19 protein-coding genes and 3 pseudogenes are annotated in these 22,356 nt (G+C 70.1%); 9 read left to right on the top strand and 13 right to left on the bottom strand.

Annotation, left to right across the window (positions count from 1 at the left end):
• Positions 1-56: 56 nt before the first annotated feature.
• Entirely contained in the window at positions 57-563 is a 507-nt protein-coding gene (locus KCH48_RS37655; protein WP_210581892.1) for a carboxymuconolactone decarboxylase family protein, read from the bottom strand.
• A 256-nt stretch (positions 564-819) separates the two neighbouring features.
• On the opposite strand from KCH48_RS37655, the gene KCH48_RS37650 reads away from it, so the two are divergent.
• Positions 820-1,707 (top strand): alpha/beta fold hydrolase, encoded by an 888-nt coding sequence (locus KCH48_RS37650; RefSeq protein WP_210581834.1) that lies wholly within the window; start codon positions 820-822, stop codon positions 1,705-1,707.
• Here KCH48_RS37650 and KCH48_RS37645 read toward each other — a convergent pair.
• Entirely contained in the window at positions 1,704-2,099 is a 396-nt protein-coding gene (locus KCH48_RS37645; RefSeq protein ID WP_210581832.1) for a VOC family protein, read from the bottom strand. The two genes, KCH48_RS37650 and KCH48_RS37645, sit on opposite strands and share 4 nt — an antisense overlap.
• An 80-nt stretch (positions 2,100-2,179) precedes the next feature.
• Here KCH48_RS37645 and KCH48_RS37640 point away from each other — a divergent pair.
• Positions 2,180-2,614, top strand: a pseudogene (locus KCH48_RS37640) (nitroreductase family protein); the annotation flags it as partial.
• Positions 2,615-2,879: 265 nt separating this feature from the next.
• A complete protein-coding gene (locus KCH48_RS37635) occupies positions 2,880-3,341 on the top strand; it encodes a GNAT family N-acetyltransferase (protein ID WP_210581830.1) in 462 nt (153 codons plus the stop codon).
• 57 nt (positions 3,342-3,398) lie between these two features.
• Here the strand turns inward: KCH48_RS37635 and KCH48_RS37630 are convergent, their stop codons facing one another.
• Complete coding sequence (locus KCH48_RS37630) at positions 3,399-3,896, bottom strand: hypothetical protein (protein ID WP_210581828.1); 498 nt, start codon at positions 3,894-3,896, stop codon at positions 3,399-3,401.
• 78 nt (positions 3,897-3,974) lie between these two features.
• Positions 3,975-4,409 (bottom strand): VOC family protein, encoded by a 435-nt coding sequence (locus KCH48_RS37625; RefSeq protein WP_210581826.1) that lies wholly within the window; start codon positions 4,407-4,409, stop codon positions 3,975-3,977.
• A 324-nt stretch (positions 4,410-4,733) separates the two neighbouring features.
• On the opposite strand from KCH48_RS37625, the gene KCH48_RS37620 reads away from it, so the two are divergent.
• Genes KCH48_RS37620 through KCH48_RS43300 form a run of 3 tightly spaced genes read left to right on the top strand, consistent with a single transcriptional unit; the run spans position 4,734 to position 11,169 of the window.
• Positions 4,734-9,299, top strand: coding sequence for a CHAT domain-containing tetratricopeptide repeat protein (locus tag KCH48_RS37620; protein WP_210581824.1), 4,566 nt, complete (start codon positions 4,734-4,736; stop codon positions 9,297-9,299).
• 55 nt (positions 9,300-9,354) lie between these two features.
• Positions 9,355-10,122 carry a hypothetical protein gene (locus KCH48_RS37615; protein ID WP_210581822.1) on the top strand — a complete coding sequence of 256 codons (768 nt, stop codon included), beginning with the start codon at positions 9,355-9,357 and terminating at the stop codon, positions 10,120-10,122.
• Positions 10,123-10,131: 9 nt separating this feature from the next.
• The gene (locus tag KCH48_RS43300; protein ID WP_210581821.1) at positions 10,132-11,169 is read left to right on the top strand and encodes a tetratricopeptide repeat protein; all 1,038 of its coding nucleotides are present in this window, start codon (positions 10,132-10,134) and stop codon (positions 11,167-11,169) included.
• A gap of 127 nt (positions 11,170-11,296) precedes the next feature.
• Here the strand turns inward: KCH48_RS43300 and KCH48_RS37605 are convergent, their stop codons facing one another.
• Positions 11,297-11,551: a hypothetical protein gene (locus KCH48_RS37605; RefSeq protein ID WP_210581819.1), complete on the bottom strand. Its 255-nt coding sequence runs from the start codon at positions 11,549-11,551 to the stop codon at positions 11,297-11,299.
• A 163-nt stretch (positions 11,552-11,714) separates the two neighbouring features.
• Positions 11,715-12,821, bottom strand: coding sequence for a DUF4037 domain-containing protein (locus tag KCH48_RS37600; RefSeq protein ID WP_246886487.1), 1,107 nt, complete (start codon positions 12,819-12,821; stop codon positions 11,715-11,717).
• 128 nt (positions 12,822-12,949) lie between these two features.
• Here KCH48_RS37600 and KCH48_RS37595 point away from each other — a divergent pair, with 128 nt between their 5' ends.
• Both KCH48_RS37595 and KCH48_RS37590 read left to right on the top strand, forming a co-directional pair.
• A complete protein-coding gene (locus KCH48_RS37595) occupies positions 12,950-14,809 on the top strand; it encodes a leucine-rich repeat domain-containing protein (RefSeq protein WP_210581817.1) in 1,860 nt (619 codons plus the stop codon).
• Positions 14,810-14,902: 93 nt separating this feature from the next.
• The gene (locus tag KCH48_RS37590) at positions 14,903-15,328 is read left to right on the top strand and encodes a hypothetical protein (RefSeq protein ID WP_210581815.1); all 426 of its coding nucleotides are present in this window, start codon (positions 14,903-14,905) and stop codon (positions 15,326-15,328) included.
• Between the two features lie 28 nt (positions 15,329-15,356).
• Here the strand turns inward: KCH48_RS37590 and KCH48_RS37585 are convergent, their stop codons facing one another.
• From KCH48_RS37585 to KCH48_RS37565, 6 genes and pseudogenes are all read right to left on the bottom strand, one after another.
• Positions 15,357-17,030 carry a glycosyltransferase family A protein gene (locus KCH48_RS37585; RefSeq protein ID WP_307841056.1) on the bottom strand — a complete coding sequence of 558 codons (1,674 nt, stop codon included), beginning with the start codon at positions 17,028-17,030 and terminating at the stop codon, positions 15,357-15,359.
• Between the two features lie 156 nt (positions 17,031-17,186).
• Positions 17,187-18,065, bottom strand: coding sequence for a pectate lyase (locus KCH48_RS42620; protein WP_374104750.1), 879 nt, complete (start codon positions 18,063-18,065; stop codon positions 17,187-17,189).
• Positions 18,066-18,089: 24 nt separating this feature from the next.
• A pseudogene (locus KCH48_RS42615) lies at positions 18,090-18,485 on the bottom strand (RICIN domain-containing protein); the annotation flags it as partial.
• 336 nt (positions 18,486-18,821) lie between these two features.
• Entirely contained in the window at positions 18,822-19,619 is a 798-nt protein-coding gene (locus tag KCH48_RS37575) for an inositol monophosphatase family protein (protein ID WP_210581811.1), read from the bottom strand.
• A 27-nt stretch (positions 19,620-19,646) separates the two neighbouring features.
• A complete protein-coding gene (locus KCH48_RS37570) occupies positions 19,647-20,435 on the bottom strand; it encodes an alpha/beta fold hydrolase (protein ID WP_210581810.1) in 789 nt (262 codons plus the stop codon).
• A gap of 14 nt (positions 20,436-20,449) precedes the next feature.
• Positions 20,450-20,578, bottom strand: a pseudogene (locus KCH48_RS37565) (Hsp20/alpha crystallin family protein); the annotation flags it as partial.
• A gap of 169 nt (positions 20,579-20,747) precedes the next feature.
• Here KCH48_RS37565 and KCH48_RS37560 point away from each other — a divergent pair.
• A complete protein-coding gene (locus tag KCH48_RS37560; RefSeq protein ID WP_210581808.1) occupies positions 20,748-21,050 on the top strand; it encodes a hypothetical protein in 303 nt (100 codons plus the stop codon).
• Position 21,051: 1 nt separating this feature from the next.
• Here the strand turns inward: KCH48_RS37560 and KCH48_RS37555 are convergent, their stop codons facing one another.
• A complete protein-coding gene (locus KCH48_RS37555; protein ID WP_246886486.1) occupies positions 21,052-22,344 on the bottom strand; it encodes a glycoside hydrolase family 27 protein in 1,293 nt (430 codons plus the stop codon).
• Positions 22,345-22,356: the final 12 nt, after the last annotated feature.

The raw sequence follows: 22,356 nt of genomic DNA, 5'->3' as shown, positions 1-22,356 counted from the left end.
GTCATCTGCGTGCCTTGACTTCTCCATTGGGGAGCCTTGTCCGGGCCCGGGTGGCCTCACTTCCACGGGTCGGTGAACGACCGGCCGGGCACCGGCTTGGCGATGAGCGCCACGGGGATGAAGAAGTTGACCTGGCCGATCGCGAACATCAGCGTGGCGAGCGCCTTGTCCTCGTAGTGCTCGGCTGCCTGCGCATACAGCTCGTCGGGGACCCTCTCGCCGTCTGCGGACGGCTGAAGCACCGCTTCCACAAGTGCCAGCGCGGCACGCTCGGGACCGGTGAAGTACGGAGAGTCCTGCCAGGACGCCACCGACGTGATCCGCTCCTCCGACTCCCCGGCCTTGCGCAGGAAGCCCGTGTGCAGAACGGTGAGGTAGGTGCTGCCGACGATCTGACCAGCGCGCAACTGAACCAGGCTGATCGTGGAGCGCGGTACCGAACCGTTGCCGGTGACCTTGAACAGCGCCGCCGACACCTCCGCCAGCTCGGGAACGAGCTCCGCGGGGTCCTCGGACATCCGCGGAACCATCGGGACCTCCGCCGTGATCGAACGTGTTTCCATCATCGTCTCCTCAGGGCTTTCCTGTTGCCGTCGCTGCCCTGACGGATCGCGCCAGAGGTATGTGACCGATGGAAGACAGTCGTGCTTGGGCAGGCGGAGGCCCAGCGCCTCGCGGAGCGCGAGTCGGTGATCATCGATCGAGGTCGACGGGGTGCCTCGTAGGCTGGATATACACCACGGGCTCCGGGAATTCGCCAGGGTTCCAGAACGGGGCTCTCGGCATCGTCACTGCGCAACCGGCCAAGGAGGCCCCCGGATGGATGTGATCCAGAAGCCACGCCACCGCAGCCTCGACGTGGGCGGCCTCGAGATCTTCTACCGCGAGGCCGGGGCGGCGGACAAGCCATGCGTGCTGCTACTGCACGGCTTCCCGAGCTCCTCGCACATCTTCCGGCAGGTGCTCTCACCGCTGGCCGAGGTGAGCCGGGTCGTCGCCCCCGACCTGCCGGGCTTCGGCTTCTCCGCCGCGCCCGGCTCCGACGAGTACGCGTACACCTTTACCAACCTGGCCGACACTGTCGAGGCGTTTCTGGAGCGGATCGGCGTGGGCGAGTTCTTCGTCTACCTGCACGACTTCGGCGCCCCCGTCGGCTACCACCTCGCCACCCGCCGTCCCGACCGTGTCCTCGGACTCATCGTGCAGAACGGCAACGCCCACGACGACGGCCTCGGGAGCCAATGGGACACCGCCAAGGCCTACTGGGCCGACCCCACGGAGGCCAACCGTGCCCGGTTGCCCGAGTGGCTGAACTTCGAAGGCGTCCGGGACGAGTACGTGGGCGGACTGCCGGACCGGCTGCGCGAACTCGCGCCGCCCGAGTCGTGGCACCTGGACTGGGCGCGGCTCTCGCGGCCCGGCAACATCGAGGCGCAGTTCCAGCTCTTCGGCGACTACGGCAACCACGTGAGCCGCTTCGGTGAACTGGCCGACTACCACCGAACCCACCAGCCTCCGTGCCTGCTCCTCTGGGGTCGCCACGACCCGTACTTCGACCTGGCCGAGATCATGGGTTATGCCCGGGTGCTGGACCGACTGGAGATGCATGTCTACGACGCCGGCCACATGCTGCTGGAGACCCACGCACCCGAATGCGCCGCGGTGATGCGCGACTTCGTCGCCAGGTACGCCCCAGTGATGGCCTAGTTCTGCGGTACCAGGGTGCGCAGGACGCAGAACTCGTTGCCCTCGGGGTCTGCCATGACGACCCAGTTTCGGTCTGAGCCTTGGCCCACGTCCGTCTTGGTGGCGCCGAGGCCGAGCAGTCTGGTCACCTCGTTCTCGGTACTGCCGTCGATCGGGCTGACGTCGAGGTGAAGCCGGTTTTTCACGGTCTTGTCCTCGGGCACCTGGATGAACACCAGGGTGGGCGGCATCTGGCGGGCCCGGACATCCTCGACGGTCGGCACCCAGGAGCCGATCTCGACCTTGCCTTCGCTCCGGTCGATCACCTTGAAGTCCAGGACCTCGCACCAGAAGGCCGCGAGTCTCTCCGGATCGTGGCAGTCAACGGCCAACTCGGTGAACCTACTTGTCATGACTCTCCCCGATAGTGATGTCGGTGATCAGGGTATTGGCCCGTGTCGCTGGCCGCCTTGGAGTGAGAGGACGATAAGACGTGGATGTGTATGAAGCCGTGGACAGTCGCAGGGCTGTGCGGGCGTTCAGCGATGAGCCGGTGTCCAGAGATGTTCTCGAACGAGTGCTGGCCGCGGCGACGCGGGCTCCGTCGAGTGGGAATCTCCAGCCGTGGCATGTGTACGTCGTGAGCGGCGAGCCCTTGGCCGAGCTGAAGAGGCGTGCGACGGCCAGGGCGCTGGCGGGTGACCCGGGTGATGAGCGGGAGTATCCGATGTATCCGGCCGGTCTGGCCTCACCGTATCTGGACCGTTTTTCCGCCGCGGCTGCCCCGCGGTACGAGGCGCTGGGCATCGAGCGCGACGCCCCCGACAGGCCCATGAAGATCGCGGCGTTGAACTCGGAGGCGTTCGGGGCGCCGGTCGTGTTGTTCTGCTATCTCGACCGGGCGATGGGGCCTGGTCAGTGGGGTGACAGAGACGGTGAGCTTGCTCGGAGTGTGACGCCCTGATCGGCGATCCTCGCAACAGGCGGGTCGTCGGTCCTTGCCGTTGCGCTCATTGCGGGCTCGGGCTCGGGCTGGGAGCCACATCCGGACGGTCGACGGTGCCACCAAGTCTGACCTCCAGCCATGGCCTCCTGAACGCTCGTCCTGTCCAGCCAGAGGCCATCGCGTACTGTTCCCGCACGCTTGCAGGGGGAGAAAATGCCAAGACCTACACCTGAGCGGGGGGACGTGGATGGACGTGCTGATCAGGCCCGCACGGGCAACGGAAGCCGAGGTGCTCACCGACTTGGCGCTGCGGTCCAAGGCGCATTGGGGCTATGACGCCGAGTTCCTGGAAGCGTGTCGAGAAGAACTCACCGTTGCTGCGAACGAGGTCGTACGCCGGCGAACCACGGTGGCTGACAGAGACGGTCGCATTCTGGGCTTTACGAATCTTGTGGGAGAGCCACCCGCAGGAGTTCTGGGCATGATGTTCGTCGAGCCGCAGGCCATTGGCCAAGGGGTCGGCCGCCTGCTGTTCGAGCACACCGTCGCAGCTGGACGAGACTTGGGGTTCACCCAGCTCACGATCGACGCGGACCCGAATGCGGAGCCCTTCTACCGCGCGATGGGCGCAGTCCGCATAGGAAACGTTCCCTCGGGCTCCATCGCCGGCCGAATGCTGCCACAGATGATCGTCACCATCCAGCGCTGAGACAGCACCGCTGGGCAACATCATTGGGTCCCTTTACGTCTCACAGTCGACGGCCCGTCAACCCTCCGTGCGGGGCCGCAGAGTCACGTGGAAGTTCTCTCCGCCGTAGAGGGACTCGTAGCGAATCTCCAGGTGCAGGCGTCGAGTTATGAGGTCTATGAACTCGGCGTGAGCGTGTGGTTCGTACGGGTCCACGCTCAGCAAGAACTCCTCGTAGTCGGTGGCGATGGTGGTCTGCGACTCGGTGAACGTCACGGCGTAGGGCCATGCGACGAGGCCTTCACGTGCCCGGTCCGCGCCGGCCTTGTTCCAGATGCCGACCACTTCGCCGTCCACCGTCAGGGATGAGCTGAGGACGACGGCCGGGCCGAGTCCGGCGTTGATGAGCCTGATCCCGGCTTTCTGTCCCTTGGACATCCTGCGTTGCAACTGGAGTATGGGCCGCACCGAGTGGCGGTTGTGCTGTCGTGTCGCGCGTACCTCGTAGACCGAGACGGCGAACGATGCCACGGCGATGGCTACGGCGCACGCCGCGATGACCGTCTCCCCGTCCATTCCGGGCCGCCCCCCTCCTCCGACTCATCCCGCTTGGAATGCCCGGGGGAGGAAGAACCCATGCACCCCGGCGCAGCCTCAGTCGAGACAGAACTCGTTGCCCTCGACGTCCTGCATCACGATGCACGACTCGTTTTCGTCATCGGCAGGCAGTAGTTGCACGCGTACCGCGCCGAGGGCGACCAGTCGCGCGCACTCGGCTTCGAGCACGGCGAGGCGCTCTGCGCCCACGAGCCCGGTGCCGGCCCGCACGTCGAGATGCACGCGGTTCTTGACGACCTTGCCTTCGGGAACGCGCTGAAAGTACAGGCGCGGGCCGACGCCCGAGGGATCACTGCAGGCGAACCAGGAATCCTGATCCTCCGGCGGCAGGGAGCGGTTGAAGTCGTCCCACGTGGCGAAACCTGACGGTGGCGGCGGTGCGACGTACCCCAACACCTCGCACCAGAAGCGGGCGACGCGTTCAGGTTCCGCGCAGTCGAAGGTGACCTGGAACTGCTTGATCGACGACATCGGCACACCATAGCGAGACCCCCGGATGTCATCGCCGCACGGGTCAGCGGACGACGTCGAAGACGTTCTCGTGTCCGGTTCTCGGCAGGTCTGGTTGGCGCACGCTTCGCCCATACTCGCGGTGCGGCGCACCAACCATGGACTCTGACTGTGGATCAGGCAGAAAATCACCGGTCGCCTCCCGCAGCCGTGCCGTACGCACTGTGACGTCGGCCGCTTACCAGCGAGTTCGGGCCGGATCCCGCTTCCGGCCTCAGCCTTGCGTGGCATCATGCGCGGAACGTCGTACGACGGTGTCGACGGACGCACAGCCACGGGGTACGCATGTTGTGCAGAGCACTGGCGAAGGCATGGGCGGACACGGTCCGGATACCAGGAGTCGCCGAAGACGGTCTACCCGATGCCCGCACCTGGGTCGCCGAGCTGACGCTGCTCGGCGATCCGGAGGCCGTGTACGGCAAGGTCAGCCGCAGCCACCCCAGTTGGCGCGCGACCGGCACGCTCGCGCTGCTGCTCAGCGCGCGGGAGGCGATGGCCGGGGGTGAGGAGCCCACCCCGCCGGTCGAGGGGGCGGGGGAACTGCTCCTCCTCGTCCTCGCCTCGCCCGACGCCTCGAAGAACTCCGTGTGGACCAGCGCCGTCCGAGGGATCATCCAGGGCTACGACCTTTTCATGGGCCACGGTTACTTCCTCATCGGCGCCACGCACCATGTCGGGCAGGAACGTAAAGCCCACCGCACCTATCAGCTGGCTGCCCGCGAGTACGCCGCCGGCAGGTCCGAGGGCGCCGCGACCCTGGCCGCCCTCGCCCGGCTGGCCACCGCGATCACCCGGCCCGACCTCGACACCGGGGCCCGCGATCCCGGGGTCCGCGCCGCCCTCGCCGAACTGACGGTTCTGGATGCCTCGTTGGCGGCTGGGCTGGAGCGGGCCTGGGAGCGGCATCTGGTGGAGCGGGGGGTGGTCGTACGAGGAGAACGCGTGCGAGATCAGGCGCGGCCCTCGGCTCAACTCCCGTCCCCCGCACAGCCCGTACGGCCTATCCGGCCTTCGGCGCCGGCCGAGTTACGCAGAGCCGACCAGCTCCGGAAAGACGCGCTGGCCTCGCTCCGGAACGTCCCCCGTGCCCTGGAGCGCGCCAGGGAGGCTGACCGCATCGCTGCCGAGCACGGCCGGAAACCCACCGCGCTGGCCGCACTCGGCGACGAGTTGGTGCGTCGACGTGCCTGGGCGGAGGCCTACACCGTGCTGGAGGAGCGGCGGCGCGCCGACCCTGGCAACCCTGCCGACCGGGAGATCGTCCACATGATGGCCCGTTGCCGCTTCGAGCGCGGGCTGTACTTCGCGGGCCGGAAGTTGCTGACCGATCTGCTCGGGCAGCCGCCGGGGCCTGAGGACGTGGAGACGCTCACGCTCCTGTGCACCATCGCGGCCGGGCTCGGTGGTGATCCTGAACTCGGCCGCTGGAAAGAGGAGTTGAAGCGGCTTGAGCCCTTCCAGGAACCCCTCCCGGACAGGCTGACCACGCCCCGCACACCCCGGACGAAGATCTACGTCGACCGGGGCCCCGACGCCGGGAAGAGGAACCGGCCCGCGCGCCGGGGCGGCTTCGACCCGACCGGCATGTCCCAGGACGAGTTCCAGGCCAACTTCCTCGCGTCGTTCGTCGAATGGCTCCCCGAGGAGCTGCGCGCCGAGGCGACGCGGGACCTCGTCGGGGACGATCCCGAGCTGGCGGTCGAGGTGGGGCGGCTGCGGGACCGCAGTCGGGCCGAGGAACACTTCAAGGCGGGCGAAAGGCACTTCGGCACGGGTCGGTTGGACGACGCCGAGCGTGAGTACGAGGCGGCGATCGCGCTCGACCCCGACCACGGTTACGCCTGGCACTGCCTCGGCGACGTCTGGTATCTGCGCCGGAAGTACGACCTGGCCCAGGCGTACTGCGAGGAGTCCGTGGCCATCCAGCCCAGCGCGCAGGGGCTGTGGCTGATCGGCGAGTGCCTGCGCAGCGGCGGGGCAGGGGCTCACCGCGCCCGCGCGTACTACCAGAAGGCCCTCGCACTGGACCCGGACTACGGGGCCGCGCGCAAGGCCCTCGCCGCACTCGACAGGATGAACCCGCCCCGGCCGTTCGGCAGGCAGGGACGGCTGGAGGGCTCCCTGGACGCCGGGGGCGTGCTCCGCGCCCTGGGAATCATCGGCGGACCCCGCAAGTCCGGCCAGAAGAAAGGGAGTTCACGACCCGCTGGCTCCGACGATCCCGGCAGCGGCCACGGCGGCAGACTCGTCGCCGCCGTCCAGGACAACGACCCGGACGGCTTCGCCCATGTCGCCGAGGACGACCGCCGCGCCGCCGCCTGGATCGCCGCCGCGCCGCGCGACGAGCTGTTCCGGGCGATCATGCAGGCGATGACCATCGGTCACCACTACGGGATCAAGGACCGGGACCACACCCGCTGGGCCCTCTGGGCCGAGCGGCAGTTGCAGCTCGCCCGCGCCCTGCCCCGGGATTTCACTCCGGACCCGCACCGGCTGGGCCTCGGCCGCGACCGCATGCTCGCCGACGCCTACGCGGCCGTCGCCTCGGTGCGGACGGCCGAGCACCGGCTGCCGGAAGCCAAGGCCTGTCTCCTCCAGGCCCGGGAACAGCTGCTCGCGGACGAGACCGCGCGGCGGGCCGCGGGGATCGGCGAGACCGAGTACGACCGGCTGTTCGCGCAGACCAGCCCGTACGCCTCGACACTGCACAGCCTCGCCACCGTGTGCGACCGGCTCGGCGACCACGAGGCCTGTCTGACGTACACCCGGGAGGCGCGTGCGGCGGAGGCGGCGCACCCCACCACCGGCACACAGGTCGACACCCTCGCCGCCGTCAGTCATATCGCCCTGGAACGCGGTGAGACGGACGAGGGTATCGGCGCGATCCAGGAGGCCGTCTACCTCGCCGAGGACGAGAATCCCCGGCTCGTGCTGCCGTACACGCTGATCAGGGCGCTCACCATGCTCGGCCGGACCAGGCACCGGCTCGGTTTCCACCGCAGCGCTCTCGCCTGCTTCGTGCGTGCCCGGGAGCTCGATCGGACCGGCAACGCCGCCCGGTTGTCGGCACACCACTTCGACATCGCCCGGGTGCTGCGGGCCCGCCCCGACATCGGCGAGGCCCTGGGCGGCGACGCCCGGCACCACCTGGAACAGGCGCTCGTCCACGCGAGTGTCCCGCAGGAGGGGAGCACCGCCACCCCGCTCGACTGGACCGCCTCCGACGGCACCCGCCACCGCGTGGCGGACACCGCTGGGGCCACCCCCGCGCTGCTCGAACTCGCCGCTCTGCTCCAGGAATCGGGGGAGTACGACACCGCCGTACACCTTCTGACCATGGTCACCGACGCCGCCGGACAGCTGCGCGCGAACGCCGCCGACCCCGAAGAGCGCATCGCCGTGCAGAACGAGCAGATGGCCGCCTTCACCCAGCTGACCCGGCTGCACTTCCAGCGCGCCGCCGCCGAGGGGAACACCGGCTCGCACGCGCGCGCCGCCTGGGCCGCCCACGAGTCCATGCGGGCCCGCACCTTCCTCGACACCCTCGGCGAGGGCGACCTGCCCGCACCGGCCGGCGTTCCGCCCGAACTCGTGGCGCGCGAGGCGACCCTGCTGGCCAGGCGGCGCAGGCTGCGCGGCCTTCCGGGGGATCGCAGCCCGGCGTTCTGGGACTCCTACCGCGAGACCGAGGGCGAACTGGACGACCTGTGGGCCCGGATGCTCCGTCGGGCCCCGTCCGCCGGGGACTACGTCCAGGTACGGCAGGGCAGTCCGGCCGACCCCGCCGACATCGCGCGCCGCCTGGCGTCAGGCGGGGACGACGGTCGTACGGCCGTCCTGGCGAGCCTTGTCCTCCTCGACGACCACACGCTCGGGGTGATCGCGCTGCGCTCCGACGGCACGGGGCCGGTGCTGCGCAGCCGTCCGGCCGACGTCCGCGAACTGGGTCGGTTCGTACGGCAGAACTTCGGCGCCGCCGCTCGGGTACGGCTGCTCGCCACCGACGCGGAGGATCTGTTCCAAGCTCAACTCGCCCCGGTCCGCGAGCTGTTGACGAGCGTCTGCGATCCCGGCGAGCTGCTGCTCGTCTGCCCCACGGGCTTTCTGCACCACGTCCCGCTCGGCGCCGTCCACACCGGACGGTCCGGAGGGTCAGGCGGTGAAGTCCTGCTGGAGCGCAACCCCTTGGGCGTCCTGCCCAGCGGCTCCTTCCTGCGCGGCCGGGACAGGAGCGGCCACGACCGGACGCGCCTCCGGGAGCCCCATCCCCAGCCCCACGGCATGCAGATCTTCGGCGATCCCACGGGAGACCTCCCCGGCGCCCGAAAAGAAGCCCAACTCCTCGCCCGCACACCGGGATCCCGGCTCACCCTCGGGTCCGGGGCCACCGTCGACGCCGTCCGCCGGGCGCTCACCGGGTCCTCGGTGCTGCATCTCGCCGCGCACGCCCGCTTCGATCCCGACGATCCGCTCGGCTCGGGCGTCGTGCTGGCCGGGGGCGGCGTCCTCACCGCGCGGGACGTGATCCGCCTGCGTGCCCCGGACCTCTCCCTGGTGACGCTGTCCGCCTGCGAGACCGGCGTGAGCGCGACCGACGCCGCCGACGAACTCATGGGCCTGACCAGGGCGTTGCTGTTCGCCGGGGCGGACTCGGTGGTCGCCGGGCTGTGGAAGGTGCCGGACGACGCCACGGTGACGATCATGCGGGCGTTCTACGACGGGATCGGCCGCCAGGGTCTCGCCAGGATCGACGCTCTGCGCGCCGCCGCCCTGGAGGCGAGGGAGCGGGAGCGCGACCCGGCGCGGTTCGACCGCTGGGCCGGATTCCAGCTGGTCGGCGCCTGGCAGTGACCTGCGCCCAGGGCACGCACACGCACAACAAGGTTTGGAGCGGACCGAAGTGACAATGACCGAGCACGATTTCACCTACGGCGTGGAACTCGACCTTGAGGCCGACCACGAGGAACTGGGGATGCTACGGGAGGCCACGCCGCCCCCGGGGACGGGATCGTTGTCCCGAGAGGACGTCTATGGGCAGTCGCACTGGGACGTCGACGAGCCCCCCGTGGTCGTGAGCGACGAGGACCTCAGATTCCTGCGCCGCGAGAACCGGGTGGCCGTCGCCCGCGCCGCTCCCGCCGAGGTGAGGAGCGCCGACCTGCCGCCCGGCACCGCCGCCTACCACGTACCGCTGCTCTTCGTCCTGCACGCGCACCCGGAGTGCGCGTTCACCTACGCCCGCCTCCAGGTTGACCTCACACCGACGCCGGGCAGCACCGTCATCGACATGTCGCCGCGCGAGGTGCAGGAGCTGCCGATGGAGATCGAGAGCCGGCGGGTCGTCGGGCTGTCCTTCAAGGCCGTGCCGAGCGTCTTCGACCTCAGCACCTCGCACGAGCAGGCACTGACGCAGACCATGTACGTGCCCACGCTGACGACCTCCGGCGTCGGATTCACCAAGGCCTGCTGGGACTTCTATCCCAGGTCCGGCTATCTCCACGCCGACCAGGAGCTTCACATGCTGCTGCGCGCCCCGGCCGACACCCCCGTCCTCGCCGGGCTCACCGTCCGCGCCAAGGTCACCCGGCGCGGCCGTAGGGGCGGATTCCCCCTGCTCGCCAGAGTCCGGGACGTGCACAGGCCCGTTCACCTGGCCGGGCCCGAACCAGCCTGAGAGCCGGACGTGTTCAACGACCACGTGCTCGGCGACTGGGTCCACGATCCCGCGGCCCTGAGCGCCATGGCCCGGCTCAAGTCCCGGATGGACAGCCTGCGCCTCGACTTCGACCTGGGCCCGGTGCTCGAACCGCAGGCCCTGCGCGATGCCGACCTGGTCCTGCGGGCGGTGCGTGGCACCCCGGTCGAGGGGCCGATCGCGGTCGTCGTCGCCGGGATCCACCACCTCCGTTTCACCGCCCTGCCCAAGGCGGCGGGCCAGGCCTCCCTGGAGGCGGCCGTCGCGCTGACCGTGCCCCACGCCCGGCGCGATCCACGGGTCCGGCAGCTCCTGAAGGGGTACGCCCAGACCGCCCCGGAGCTGCTTCCCCCTGATCTGCGCGCACAACTGCGCATCCCGGGGATGACCTTCGGCAAGTTCAAGACCCAGTCCGCGGCGGACATCCTGAAGCGGGCCAGGCCCACGTCCGCCGACGATCCGGGACTGCGGTACGCCATCACACTCTTCCGGCACGCCCTCGACGACGTCTCCGCGAGTCCGGCCGACCGCGCCGACTCACTCAACCAATTGGCCATGGCCTACGAGAAGCGGCAGGAACTGTCCGGTTCCGTCGCCGACATGGAGCCGGTGATCCGCACCTGGCGGGCGGCGGTGGCGACCGTGCCCACCGGGACGCAGGAGCACGCCATCTACCTCCACCGGTTGAGCGGCGCCCTGAACAAACGCTTCGAACTGCGCGCGGACCCGGCCGACCTGGCCGAGGCCGTGACGACCGCCCGCGCGGCCTGCGAGGCCGTACCGCGAAGTCACTGGCTCACCCCGATGTTGCAGAACAACCTCAGTCTCGCGCTGTGCCGCCGGGGAAACCCCGCAGACCTGGACGAGGCCGTGACCACCGCCCGCACCGCCCTCACCGCGGCAGGCCCCGACCACAAGGCAACCACCCTGTTCCGCACCACCCTGACCAAGGCCCTGCACGCCCGCTTCAGAAACACCGGAAACTGGCGCGACCTGCGGGAGGCGATGCGCCTGGACGGGGCGTGATCCGTAGCCGCAAGCATCACGGCCCAAGTCGGAGACACAAGCCGGAGACACAAGCAGGGCCCCGGCCCCGGGCTTGTGGCCCGGGTGCCGAGACCCGTTGCGGTGAGCTGCCAGTTTCGGATCTCCGCTAGTGGCCGTGGCCGCAGCTGGAGCCGACGTGCTGGTGTTGCCCGCCCGCGTTGCCTTCGCCGTTGATCGCGTTGCCCAGGAGGCCGTTGAGGAGGCCGACCTGGCCAAGGAGGCCGACGTTCAAGTCGTGAGACTTGCAGCCTCCGCCGCCGTACATGACGGGCGCGCTCTGGGCGGTCGCGGTGCCGGTGGCTATGCAGCTGAACGTCCCAACCATGGCGGCCGCAACAGCGGCCTTCTGAAGCTTGCGCATGTCTCCTCCTTCGTGAGTAGAGCGCACCAACAAAAGATCCACTTTGCGCTCGTATCGGAGGCTAATCCGATATCTCCCACGGCGCTCTTCGGAGCTGCCATCCGGGGCGCGGGACACGCCCGAACCGGCTACATCGGCCCCCAGGTGCACGTCTGATCACCCCTCACCGCGGCTTCCTCATCACGTCGCTCACCGCTCGCGTCAGTTCCGGTCGCGTCAGGACGTCCGTGCTGTCCATGAACTGGTCCGCCGAGCCGACGGCCGGCAGGTCCCGGAGGGTGGGGTCGGTGATGCGGGAGCTCAGGGCGCGGGCGAAGCGTTCGGCACGCAGGACCTGGAAGGGGCGGGAGTGGTACGGGCGGGTGGTCGGGTCTATGCGGTGGGTGAGGTCCAGCTGGTTGTGGATGCCGGCGACGATCTCGTAGGCCTGCCCGAGGTGCCGTTCGCGGGTGTGCCAGTCCGTGGCCGCGAGGGCGGCGGTCAGGACCGGGGTGAGGCGGGGGGCCGCGTGGGTGCGGGCGAAGGCGCTGCCGAGCCATTTGGCGTACGGCGGGTAGCGGCGGTCCATGAGGAGGCACAGCCGCATCAGGTCACGGACGAGGCGGGCGGCGACGACGGCGGAACCGAGTTCGTCGCCGACCTCGCCGCAGCGGCCGACGAATGCCTCTTCCTGGGAGACGCGCTGCCATTGGCAGGCCAGGACATGGAGCCAGACGTCGTGCGGGTACCAGCGGAGGGTGTGCCGTAAGGGGCCGAGTTCATGCAGGCCGTCGTGGAAGACGGCGCCGCCGGTGACCTCGGCGAGGAGCTGGGTGGGGGTGGCCAGCCAGTCCGCGGGGGTGACGCCCTGCCAGGGGTCGAAGCCGAGTTCGTCGGTGAACCAGGCGGCGCGATGGGTGACCTCGATGCGGTGGTGGACCGGCCCGTCGGTGTCCCGCATGACGCGGGTGTCACCATCGCCGGTGGGGGCGAAGTGGGTGGGGTAGCCCGCGAAGGTCTTCGGAAGGTGTTCGGTCAGTACGTGTCTGATCCGGCCGCCGTGCCGGGAGACGTCGCTTCTGCGGAGGAACAGCTGCAGCCGTGGGCCCCATTCGTGGTCCGCCGAGCGGGGGGTGTCGAAGCCGAGAACTTCCGATCCGCTTCCGATACGGGCCGCGGAGTGCGGGATTCCGGGGGCGGCTTCCTCAAGGAGGGGGCGTACGGCATCTGTATAGAAGCGACGGGAGAGTTCAAGGCCCGGTATGAAAGGTGGCATATTCGTGAAGCTCATGCCGGTGCACCTTCCCCGTCCGGACATGATCGTGCAGAAAAGTTTCACCTCCGCCGCGCGAGCGTCGTACCGCATCAAGTCGCCTTGCTCGCAGCTGCGTTGTCAGACCCGTCCGCTAGCGTTCCTTCATGACTTCAGGCAAGGGCAACACCGCAGGTCGGCTGGCCGAGTTACGCGCGGGCGTGGAGACGGCCACTCCGGTTCAGGCGCGTAAGGCGGTACGGGAACTCGTCCTCGTCGCCGACGACGGGGAGTCGCTCGAACTCGCCGTCCGGTATGCCCCTACGGCGGACCTGTCCTCCGAGTTGCTGCTGCGGCTGTGGGAGGGGGCGGCCGATCCGGACGCGTTCTGTGCCGCCCTGCTCGCGCCCGCGTTCCGCCGCGAAGGACGGACCGAACTGCGGTTGCAGCGCCGCGGTTCGCTGGTGGGGCTGCGGCATCTGACCATGCTGCGTACGCTCCACCTCTTCCGCTGCAAGGAGATCACGGACCTCACCGAGGTCGGCGCGCTGAGCGGGCTGACCGAGCTCGATCTGAACGGCTGCTCGGGCATCGAGGATCTGACGCCGCTCGGCCGGCTCACCGAGCTGGTCCGGCTCAACCTGCACCGGTGCCGGGGCGTGACGGACTTCGCGCCGCTGCTGACGCTCGGGCGGCTGCGAGAGCTGGACCTGAGCGTGACCAAGGTGTCCCGGCTGTCCGCCCTTGCCGACGGCTTCGGCCCGGCGTTTCCCGTGCTGGAGAGCCTGTCGCTGCGCGCGTGCCGTGCCTTCAAGGACGCACGGCAGCTGTCCGGGCTGCCACGGCTCACCCGTCTCGACCTGGGCCATACGGGCATCCGCGACCTGGCGGGCGTACGGGATCTCCCCGCCCTCACCCACCTGGATCTGCGGGACTGCGCCCAACTGCGCGGCCTGGCAGGCATCGACGCCCTGACGGCACTGACCGACCTGGTCCTCGACAACTGCTCCCGCCTCAGCACCCTGGACGGCCTCGGGGCCCACCCCCGGCTGACCCGGCTCACCCTCGCGAAGTGCCCCGAACTGCGGGACCTGGTCGGGCTGTCGCCGCTGGCCGGTCTGACCGAGCTGGCGATCAAGGAGTGCGAGGGGCTGACGTCCGTGCGCGGCGTCGGAACGCTGCGCACCCTGACGACGTTCCGTGTCTCCGTCTGCCCCGCGCTGGAGGACTACGCCGAGCTGAGCTCCCTTCCGTCGCTCAGCCATCTGAAGCTGCACGGCCTTGAGCAGCTCCGGGATCTCTCACCCTTCGACGCCGTCCCGGGACTGCGGCGGCTGGACATATGGCACTGCCCGGGACTGACCGACCTCGAAACACTGGGAGAGCACGGCCAGTTGGCCAAGTTGACGGTCGGGGTGTGCGACAACCTGCGGACACCGGGCCGCCTCACCGGCCTGCCCGCCCTGCGGGAGCTGGAGTTCAACTGCCGGGCCATGACCGGCCTCGGCGGCCTCGGCAATCTCCCCTCACTGAGGAAACTCGAGGTGATCAGCGGCAGGTTGGAGAACATCGACCCCGTGGCCGGGACGCCGCTGGTCGAGGTGGCGCTCTACGGAGTGGACGGACTGAGGTCCCTCCGCGCCCTGGAGCAGTGCCCCGATCTGCGTGAGCTGACGGTCCACCGGTGCGTCGACGTCGAGGAACTCCCCGTCGGCACGCCCGGCACGCTCTCCCTCGCCTTCCTGGACTGGAAGGACCTGTCCCCCCTCACCGGCCATGACGGCATCCGCACGCTCCACCTCAACTCCCTGAACGCCCTTCAGGACTTGAGCGCCCTGACCACCCTCCCCGCCCTCACCCACCTCAGCTTCAACACCGTCTCCGCCCAGGAGAACTTCGAGACACTGCTCGAACTGCCGGCCCTGGAGCGGCTCACGATGCCGGGACGACTGCACAGGAGGAGAGGGGTGTACGACGCCGTTGTCGACGAACTCGCCGGGCGCGGGGTGGCCGTAGCGCACGGGTGAGGTCTTTCAGGCTGCCTTCGGGACGGGTCCCCGGACCCAGCCGGTATCCATGACTTGAGCTTCGGCAGGTCACTGGTGACGGGGTGGGTAGCGATGTTGTTGCTCAGCGAGATCGGGATGCGGGTGGGGGCGGGCGCGGCCGGTGTGGGTTCGGCGGTTGTGGCGGTGACCTACGGTGATCTTGTGGTGCGCTTGGTGGCTGTCTGGGTCGCCGTGATCTTCCTGAGCCTGTTCACGGTGATGGTCGTCGCCGACGTCCGGGAGCGGCGGGGCCTTCCGCCGCCGAAGATCCATGGGACCGGCCGGCCCAGAGCCCGCGAATGGGTCTACGTCGTGGTCTTCGACGCCCACATGGCTCTCTTCGTCTACGCGGGAGTCCTCGACAAACAGCGGGGCGGTGAAGGCGACTTGCTGGTCGCCGGCGTGCTGGCCGTCGGGATGGTGCTGGTTCACACCGGCGGCGTCGTGCGCCGTTGGTGGCTCCATCGCGGCGCCGGGACGACCGGCGAGAGGCCTTGAACGTCTCGTCGGGCGGCCTCAGCGTCCGTCACCGTCCGTCGCCGGGTGGTCGCGTCCAGGGATCGGCTCTGCGGACGAGTGTCGTGACGTGGTGGCCGACGGGCGGCGGGAGGCGGTGGAGGAGCGTGCGGGCCCTGCGGCGGAGGGCGGGGGACGTGGTGGTCCGCAGGAGGGCGCGGTGGGCGACGGTGCTCTTGCCCGGCCGGCCGACAGACAGGCGGAGTTGGGACTCCCGGGGCGTCCAGTTGGGGATGACCAGGCGGGACGGGGTGCCCACGGTCATCGTGGGGAGGCGCGGGTCGGTTCCCGCCTCGGGGGGCGGGGCCGTCACGCGCATGTGGCGGCCCACGCCGAGGAGTTGGGCGTAGGCCCAGACGTTGTGGGTGCCAGGAGGCAGGGGTCGGCCGCCGGTCAGCGTCAAGGGCTCCAGGGCGGTCGTGCCCGAGACGACCACCCGGTGCCGGCCGCCGCCCAGCGGTTCGGTGCGGGGGGCCAGGTCGGCGTCCGGGTACCACGTGAGGTTGCGGGACGTGTCGTGCAGGCGCAGTTCCCCGTAGGCGTAGGCGAGGGGGTCCGGCACCTCCCAGTCCTCGGCGCCCTTGATGCCGTGCAGGAGGTCGGGGTCCAGGAGCAGGCGGCCGTAGCGTTCCACGAGGGTGAGGGGTTCGCCGTCGGGGCGGAACATGCCGATCGTCGTCGTGACGAGGAGGCGGTCCCCGTCACGGCGGACGGCGTCGACGGTGATGCGGGGTCTGATCTCCTGGACGCGGCGGGCCAGTTCGACCAGGGAGTCCAGCAGGCCCTCCTCCAGCAGGGTCGCCCGCAGGCGGGTGATCGCCGGGAGTCCCTGCCGGACGCCCGGCGGGTAGCAGTCGAGAGCCATACGGCGTACGACGTTGAAGTACCGCTCGAGGGCCTTTCCGGTGCGTTGCAGGGCGCGGGGCTCGCTCACCGGGCGGAGGAGTTCCACCCGGTAGGAGCGGCGGAGCAGATGGTCCTGGAGCGGGCCCGGTTCCGTGCCCTCCCTGATGGCTTCCACCACGGAGCGGAGGTGGCCGTAGTAGATCTCGGGGGTGGTGGCGCCGGCGCTGGTGTTGGCTCCGTCGTCGCGGCGGTTCCAGACATAGCACGGGTGGTCGCCGAGGATGGAGACCGTCTTGGCGCGGACGTAGGCCCGGGCCATGAAGACCTGGTCCTCCAGGCGGACCCGGCCCTCGGGGAACTCGATGCCGTGGTCGAGCAGGAATTGGCGCCGGAACATCTTGTGCGGGGTCAGGCTCTCGAAGAGCGGGGCGTCGGCGGCGGTGCACCGCTCGACGGTGCGTTTGAAGACACTGCTCGGGCCCTGCATGGTGCCGATGACCTTGCCGAGGACGATGTCGGAACCGTTGCGGGCCGCGAGCCGGTAGAGGCGTTCGAGCGCCTCGGGGGTCAGCTCGTCGTCCTGGTCGACGAACTGGACGTACTCCCCTCGCGCGAGACGGACACCGACGTTGCGGGGTCTGCCGGGCCAGCCGGAGTTCTCCTGGTGGACCACGCGGACGTGGGGCCAGGCCGCGGCCAGGCGTTCGAGGCGCTCGGCCGAGTCGTCGGTCGAGCCGTCGTCGACGTAGATGATCTCGTACGCGTCCGGTCCGATGCTCTGGCCCAGGAGGGAGGGGGCGCAGCGCTCGATGTAGGCGCCCGCGTTGTAGACGGGCACCACAATACTGACTTTAAGCATCTCTAAACCGACATTAAGCATCTCTAGCCCCCGTTGTACTAACTCTGCACGATCAGGCGCGGTCGGGCCCAGTCACCACGTTATGAGAGGTTTCAGGCCGGGGCGAGTCATCACGCACGTCGGCGCGTCACCGGATCACTTGTACGCGACGGCCGACTCGCTGTACTTGCAGTGCGTACCGTCCGCGCCCGACCCCAACGACGTCGGCTCGTCACCGGAGTCGTTGCCCTTGAAGCGCTCGCAGAGGGTGATGTCCTTGCCGCCGACGACCATCACGCCCGACAGGGTCGCGGTGTCGCCGAAGTTGGCGTTGACGCCGACGAGGACGTTGCCGGGTGCGGTCGCCTTGACGTTGCTGAGGACGATGTGGCGCTGGTACTGGGTGGAGCAGTTGCCGCAGGAGCGGACCAGCTTGCCGAAGTGCTCGACCTGGAAGTTCTTGATGGTGAGGGTGCCGGCGCCGTTGAACTGGAGGACCTTGTCGTCCGCCTTGCGCGCACCGCCACCGTCGACGACGTACTTCGCCGACGCCGACTTGCCCTTGAAGCTGGCCGCGTCCTCGCCGACGTCCTCCCACCACACGTTCTGCAGCGTGCAACTGCCCAGGCAGTGAACGCCGTCGGCGGCCGGGGAGCCGAGGACGACGTTCTTCAGGACCGCGCCGTCGGCGAGTTCGAAGAGCGGGTCCTGGCCCTCGGACTGGCTGTCGCCGCCCAGGCCGCCGGAGCCGTAGAAGCGGGCGAGGCCACCGTCGTACGTACCGGAGACCGCGATCGTCGCCGGCACCGCCTTCTTGCCGGTGGGGGTCGGCCAGGCGCCCAGGGTGGTGGTGCCGCCGGTGGCGGGCGGGGCGGCGGTGGGGGTCTTGGTCGCGGGGGCGGACGTGGAGGGTTTGGCCGAGGGCGACTTGGTCGCGGAGGCCGAAGCCGAGACGGACGGCGACGGGGAGGGCGACTTGGTGGCGGAGGCCGGAGGCGTCGCGGGCTTCGTCGGCGTCGCGTCCCCCTTCCCCACCAGCGTCCAGCTCTTCGTGGTCGCCTTGTCACACGAGTTCTGCTGGAGCAGCCCGGCCTTCACATTGAGGCACTTGGCGCTCTTCGCGTTGACCAGGTGGTACGCGTTCCCGACCGCCGCCGGCTTCCACACCTGTGCGGAACTGCCGTCACACGCCTGCAGTTGTACGGCCTTCCCCGCCGACGTCGACGCGCCCTTCACCCCGGCGCACAGCGCGCCGTCCGCGGACTTGACGGTGAATCCGCCGTCGCCGTCGGCCAGTTGCCAGGTCTGGGCGGTCAGGGCGGAGCCGGTGTTCGCGCACGCGGCCGTCGCCAGCCGGGTTCCGGCCGCGGTCGACGGTACGGTCACGCAGGTGCTGTCGGCGGCGTTCACCAGGTGATACGTGCCGGCGCCCGGGCCCGACGCCGACGCCGTCATCAGTACACCGCCGGTGACCGCGCCCGCGCCGAGCGCCACGACCAGGCCGCCGATCAGCAGTCCCCTGCGGCGGCTCGTCTTCCTGCGCCGTGGTCTGCGCACAGCTGCTCTCTCGCTCACGTCGTCGCTCTCGTTCGGGGATTCGGAATGTGGGAGGGCGGAAGCGGCCCGCCAAGACAGCCGTGCGTTGCCCTCTGCCGCATGGGATGCCGCTCCTGTGCCGCTCCTGCCGCATCAGCTGCCTCTTGGACCGCTTCCGCCCTTGTGTTGCCGCCGGAGGGAGATGGGTTGCCGCGGGGGCGAGATTCTTTGCGCGCGGGTTTTTGTGCGGATCACTCAGGCGGGCCGTACGGTCGCCCGCCACAACTCCGCCGCCTCCCCCGCCACCCCGGGTGCCGTCAGCAGCAACGGCTCGTCGTAGGCCGGGAGTTGCGGCAGCGCCACCGCGCCCGCCTCCGTGGCGATGAGGAGGGCCGGGAGGCTGTCCACGGGGTGGAACTCGCCGATCGCGGTGGCGGAGGCGCGGCCCGCGGCGACCTGGGCCAGGGAGAGAGCGGTGGAGCCCATGACGCGGACCGTGCAGTGGCGGGCGGCGAGTTCGGCGAGGAGGGCGTCCATGCCGGGCCAGTGCGCGTGGGCGGCCCATTCGGTGAGGAAGACATGGCCGGTGAGGGTGGTGTGGTCGGCGGCGTGGGTGGGGGCGCCGTTCAGGTGGGCGCCTCTGCCGCGGGCCGCCGTGAAGATCTCGCGGCGCCACGGGTCGGCCACGACGCCCAGGAGGGGGCTGCCGTCGGGGGCGGCCAGGCCCAGGGAGAAGGAGCACCAGCCGATGCCGTGCGCGTAGTTCGTCGTACCGTCGACCGGGTCGATCACCCAGTGCGGGGCGTCGGCCGCGCCCTCGTGGACGCCGTGTTCCTCGCCCTCGATGCCGTAGGAGGGGAACTTCGCGCGCAGCAGCGACCGTACGTACGTCTCGATCTCCTCGTCCGTGTCCGTGACGATGTCGGCGGGGCTCGCCTTCTCCCGCACCGGACCGTCCGCCGCGCCACGCGGCCGGCGGATCATCTCCGACGCCCACTCGGCCAGCCGGGTCGCGACGGTCAGGGCACGGTCGAGGTCATCGGTCACGGTCACGGTTCACTCGCTGTTCTTCAGAGTTCTTCAGAGAAAAGCACGAACGGCCGCGTGCAGGCGTTCCGGCTGGTCCAGATGTACGTCGTGAGCCGCGGCCGGGATCACTTCGAGGGCCGTACGGGTCGGGCGGCGGGCCCGCATGTCCCTATGGTCGCGCTCGGGCATCGTGCCGTCCGCTCCTCGGATCACGAGCGCCGGGCAGGTGATCCTGGTCCAGTCGTCCCAGTAGTCGTGCGCGGCCGGTTCCGTCACGGCCGCGATCATTGTGTCGCGGTCGACCCTCGGGTACCAGCCGTCCTCCCGCTCCTCCACGTTCGCCGCCCACGCCTCGTGACCGAAGAACGCCTGGGCCGCGGCCGGCGAGCGGAACGGCGTCGGCCAGCTGTCCACCCAGGCCGCGATACGGGAGGGCAGGTCCGGGTTCGGGCCGCCCGGGCCCGCCTCGATGAGGATCAGGGACTTCACGAGGGCGGGGTGCGCGGCGGCCAGCAGCAGGGCCGTATGTCCGCCCAGGGACTGGCCGATCAGGGTCACGGGAGCGAGGGACAGCTCCTCGACCAGGGCCACGGCGTCCGCGACGCAGGCCGCCCGGCTCATCGTCGGCGGGCGGCGCGTGCTCGCGCCATGGCCCCGGGCGTCGTACGCCACCACCCGGCGGCCCTCGTCCAGCAGCCGCCGCGCCAGGTCGTCCCACTCGCCCATGTGACCCGCGAGGCCGTGCAGGAGGAGTACGGGGTCGGGGGCCTGCGGGGTGGGCGGCGGGCTCTGGTCGCGGTAGGCGATGTGGGTGCCGTCCGGGGTGGTGAGCGTCTTCAAACGGGTCCTCTGCGCAGGTCGAAGTGGACGATGAAGTCGTCCCCGGAGCGGTAGGCGTCCATCGCCATCGCGGGGCGGCTGTCACCGAAGACCTGCTGCGCGAGGCGATCGAACTCGCGGAAGGAGTCGGTGCGCATGAGCATCACGGGTCACTTCTCTCATCAGGCGCTGCGGGTGCGATGCCCTACGGCTTCTTATATAGCTTCCGGGAGAAAACTTGACAAGCCTCGACTCAGGTTCAGCTGTTCACGCAGCGTGCGGGTTAGCCTCGCTGTGTATCGGTCGTGAGCGGTTGGGCGGTTGGAGGCAGGCATGGCGAAGGTGCCCAGTGCGGTGGTCGCCGCGAGCGGGCTCGTCGGTGGGTACGGCGTGGCGCGGTGGACCAGGAAGCGGGAGCTGGGCGGTGCGGTACTGGTCGTCGCGGGGGCCGCGGCCGCCCGGCAGTGGCGGCAGCAGGCCGGCGGGAAGGCCGCCGGCGCGCTGACGGCCGCGTATGTCGCCGGTTTCGCCGGTTCCCACCCGCTCGCGAAGAAGGTGGGCGCCTGGCCTGCCGTTTTCGGTGTCGCGGGTGCCGTGGCCCTCGCGTCGTGGGCGGTCGCGGACCGGCGGGGCTGAGTCACGGCGGGGTGAGGCGGTACAGGGCCGAGCCATGCGCCGGCAGCTCCGCGTGGAGGCTGTGGCCGTCGTGGGTGATGTCCGTGTGGGTCCACAGTTCGCGGATGCAGTCGGCGGGCCGGGCGCCTATGGAGCCGAGCGGCACGGTGACCTTCTCGGGGCTGTCGGCCAGCGAGAACACGGCCGCGTAGCGCGTACGTCCGTCGGTGTCGTCGGCGGTCCACAGCACGAGGTCCCTCTCCCGCAGCACCTCGCGGTTGCCCCTGCTGTGCCACAGCACGTCGAGCGCCTCGTCGTTCGTGAGCAGGGCGATGGTCTGAGCCGGGCTGGTGGGCAGATCGCCGCCCATCATCAGCGGCGAACGGGAGATCAGCCACAGGCTCAGCAGGCTGATCTGCTCGTCGCGGGTGAGACGGCACAGGCGGTCCTCGCCCCGCTCGGCGCGGATGCCGACGCGGCCGAGCGGCAGCATGTCGGCGTCGGCCCAGCCGCGTTCGTCCTGCCAGGGTGCCCACCTGGCCATCCGGCCGAACTGTGCCTCCACGTCCTCCCACCGGTCCCACAGGTCGTCGCAGACACGCCACATCGTGGCCGTCTCCCGCAGATGGCCGAGGTGGGCGAGGGAGACGTCCGTACCGGGTGACAGGCTCAGCTCGATGGGCCGGCCGCTGCGGGCGATGGCCTCGGCGTAGGCGGAGATCTCCCGCTCGTGGTACGGGAAGAGCATGTCGTCGGCCTTGATGAAGTCGACGCCCCAGCGGGCGAATTGGGCGACCTGGCTGTCGTAGTACGCCTGGGCGCCCGGGTGGTCGTGATCGAGGCCGTAGTTGTCGCTGTTCCACGGGCATACGGAGCCGGTGTCGGCGATCTCGTCGGCGGTGAAGCCGGTGCCCGCGACGGGCAGCCGGGCGGCGACGGCGCGGCGCGGGATGCCGCGCATGATGTGCAGGCCGAAACGCAGGCCCAGTCGGTGCACACGCTCGGCGAGCGGCCCGAATCCGGCGCCGTCGGCCGCGGACGGGAACCGGTTCGGGGCGGGGAGTTGACGGCCGTGGGCGTCGAGGACGAGGGGGGCGTCGGGGTTGTAGCCGTGGGCGCGGGCTGTGGGCTCGTACCACTGGATGTCCACGACGACGGTGTCCCAGCCGTGCGGCAGCAGATGCTCGCGCATGAACTCCGCGTTGGCGAGGACCTCTTCCTCGGTGACGGTGGTGCCGTAGCAGTCCCAGCTGTTCCAGCCCATCGGAGGGCGCTGGGCGCGGTCGGGGAGGGGGCGGCGTGCGGGGTGGGTCATGGGTGAAGGGCT

It is taken from the genome of Streptomyces sp. GESEQ-4, from assembly GCF_017948455.1.
Lineage (GTDB): Bacteria > Actinomycetota > Actinomycetes > Streptomycetales > Streptomycetaceae > Streptomyces.
This window is presented reverse-complemented; position numbering and strand designations above follow the sequence as displayed.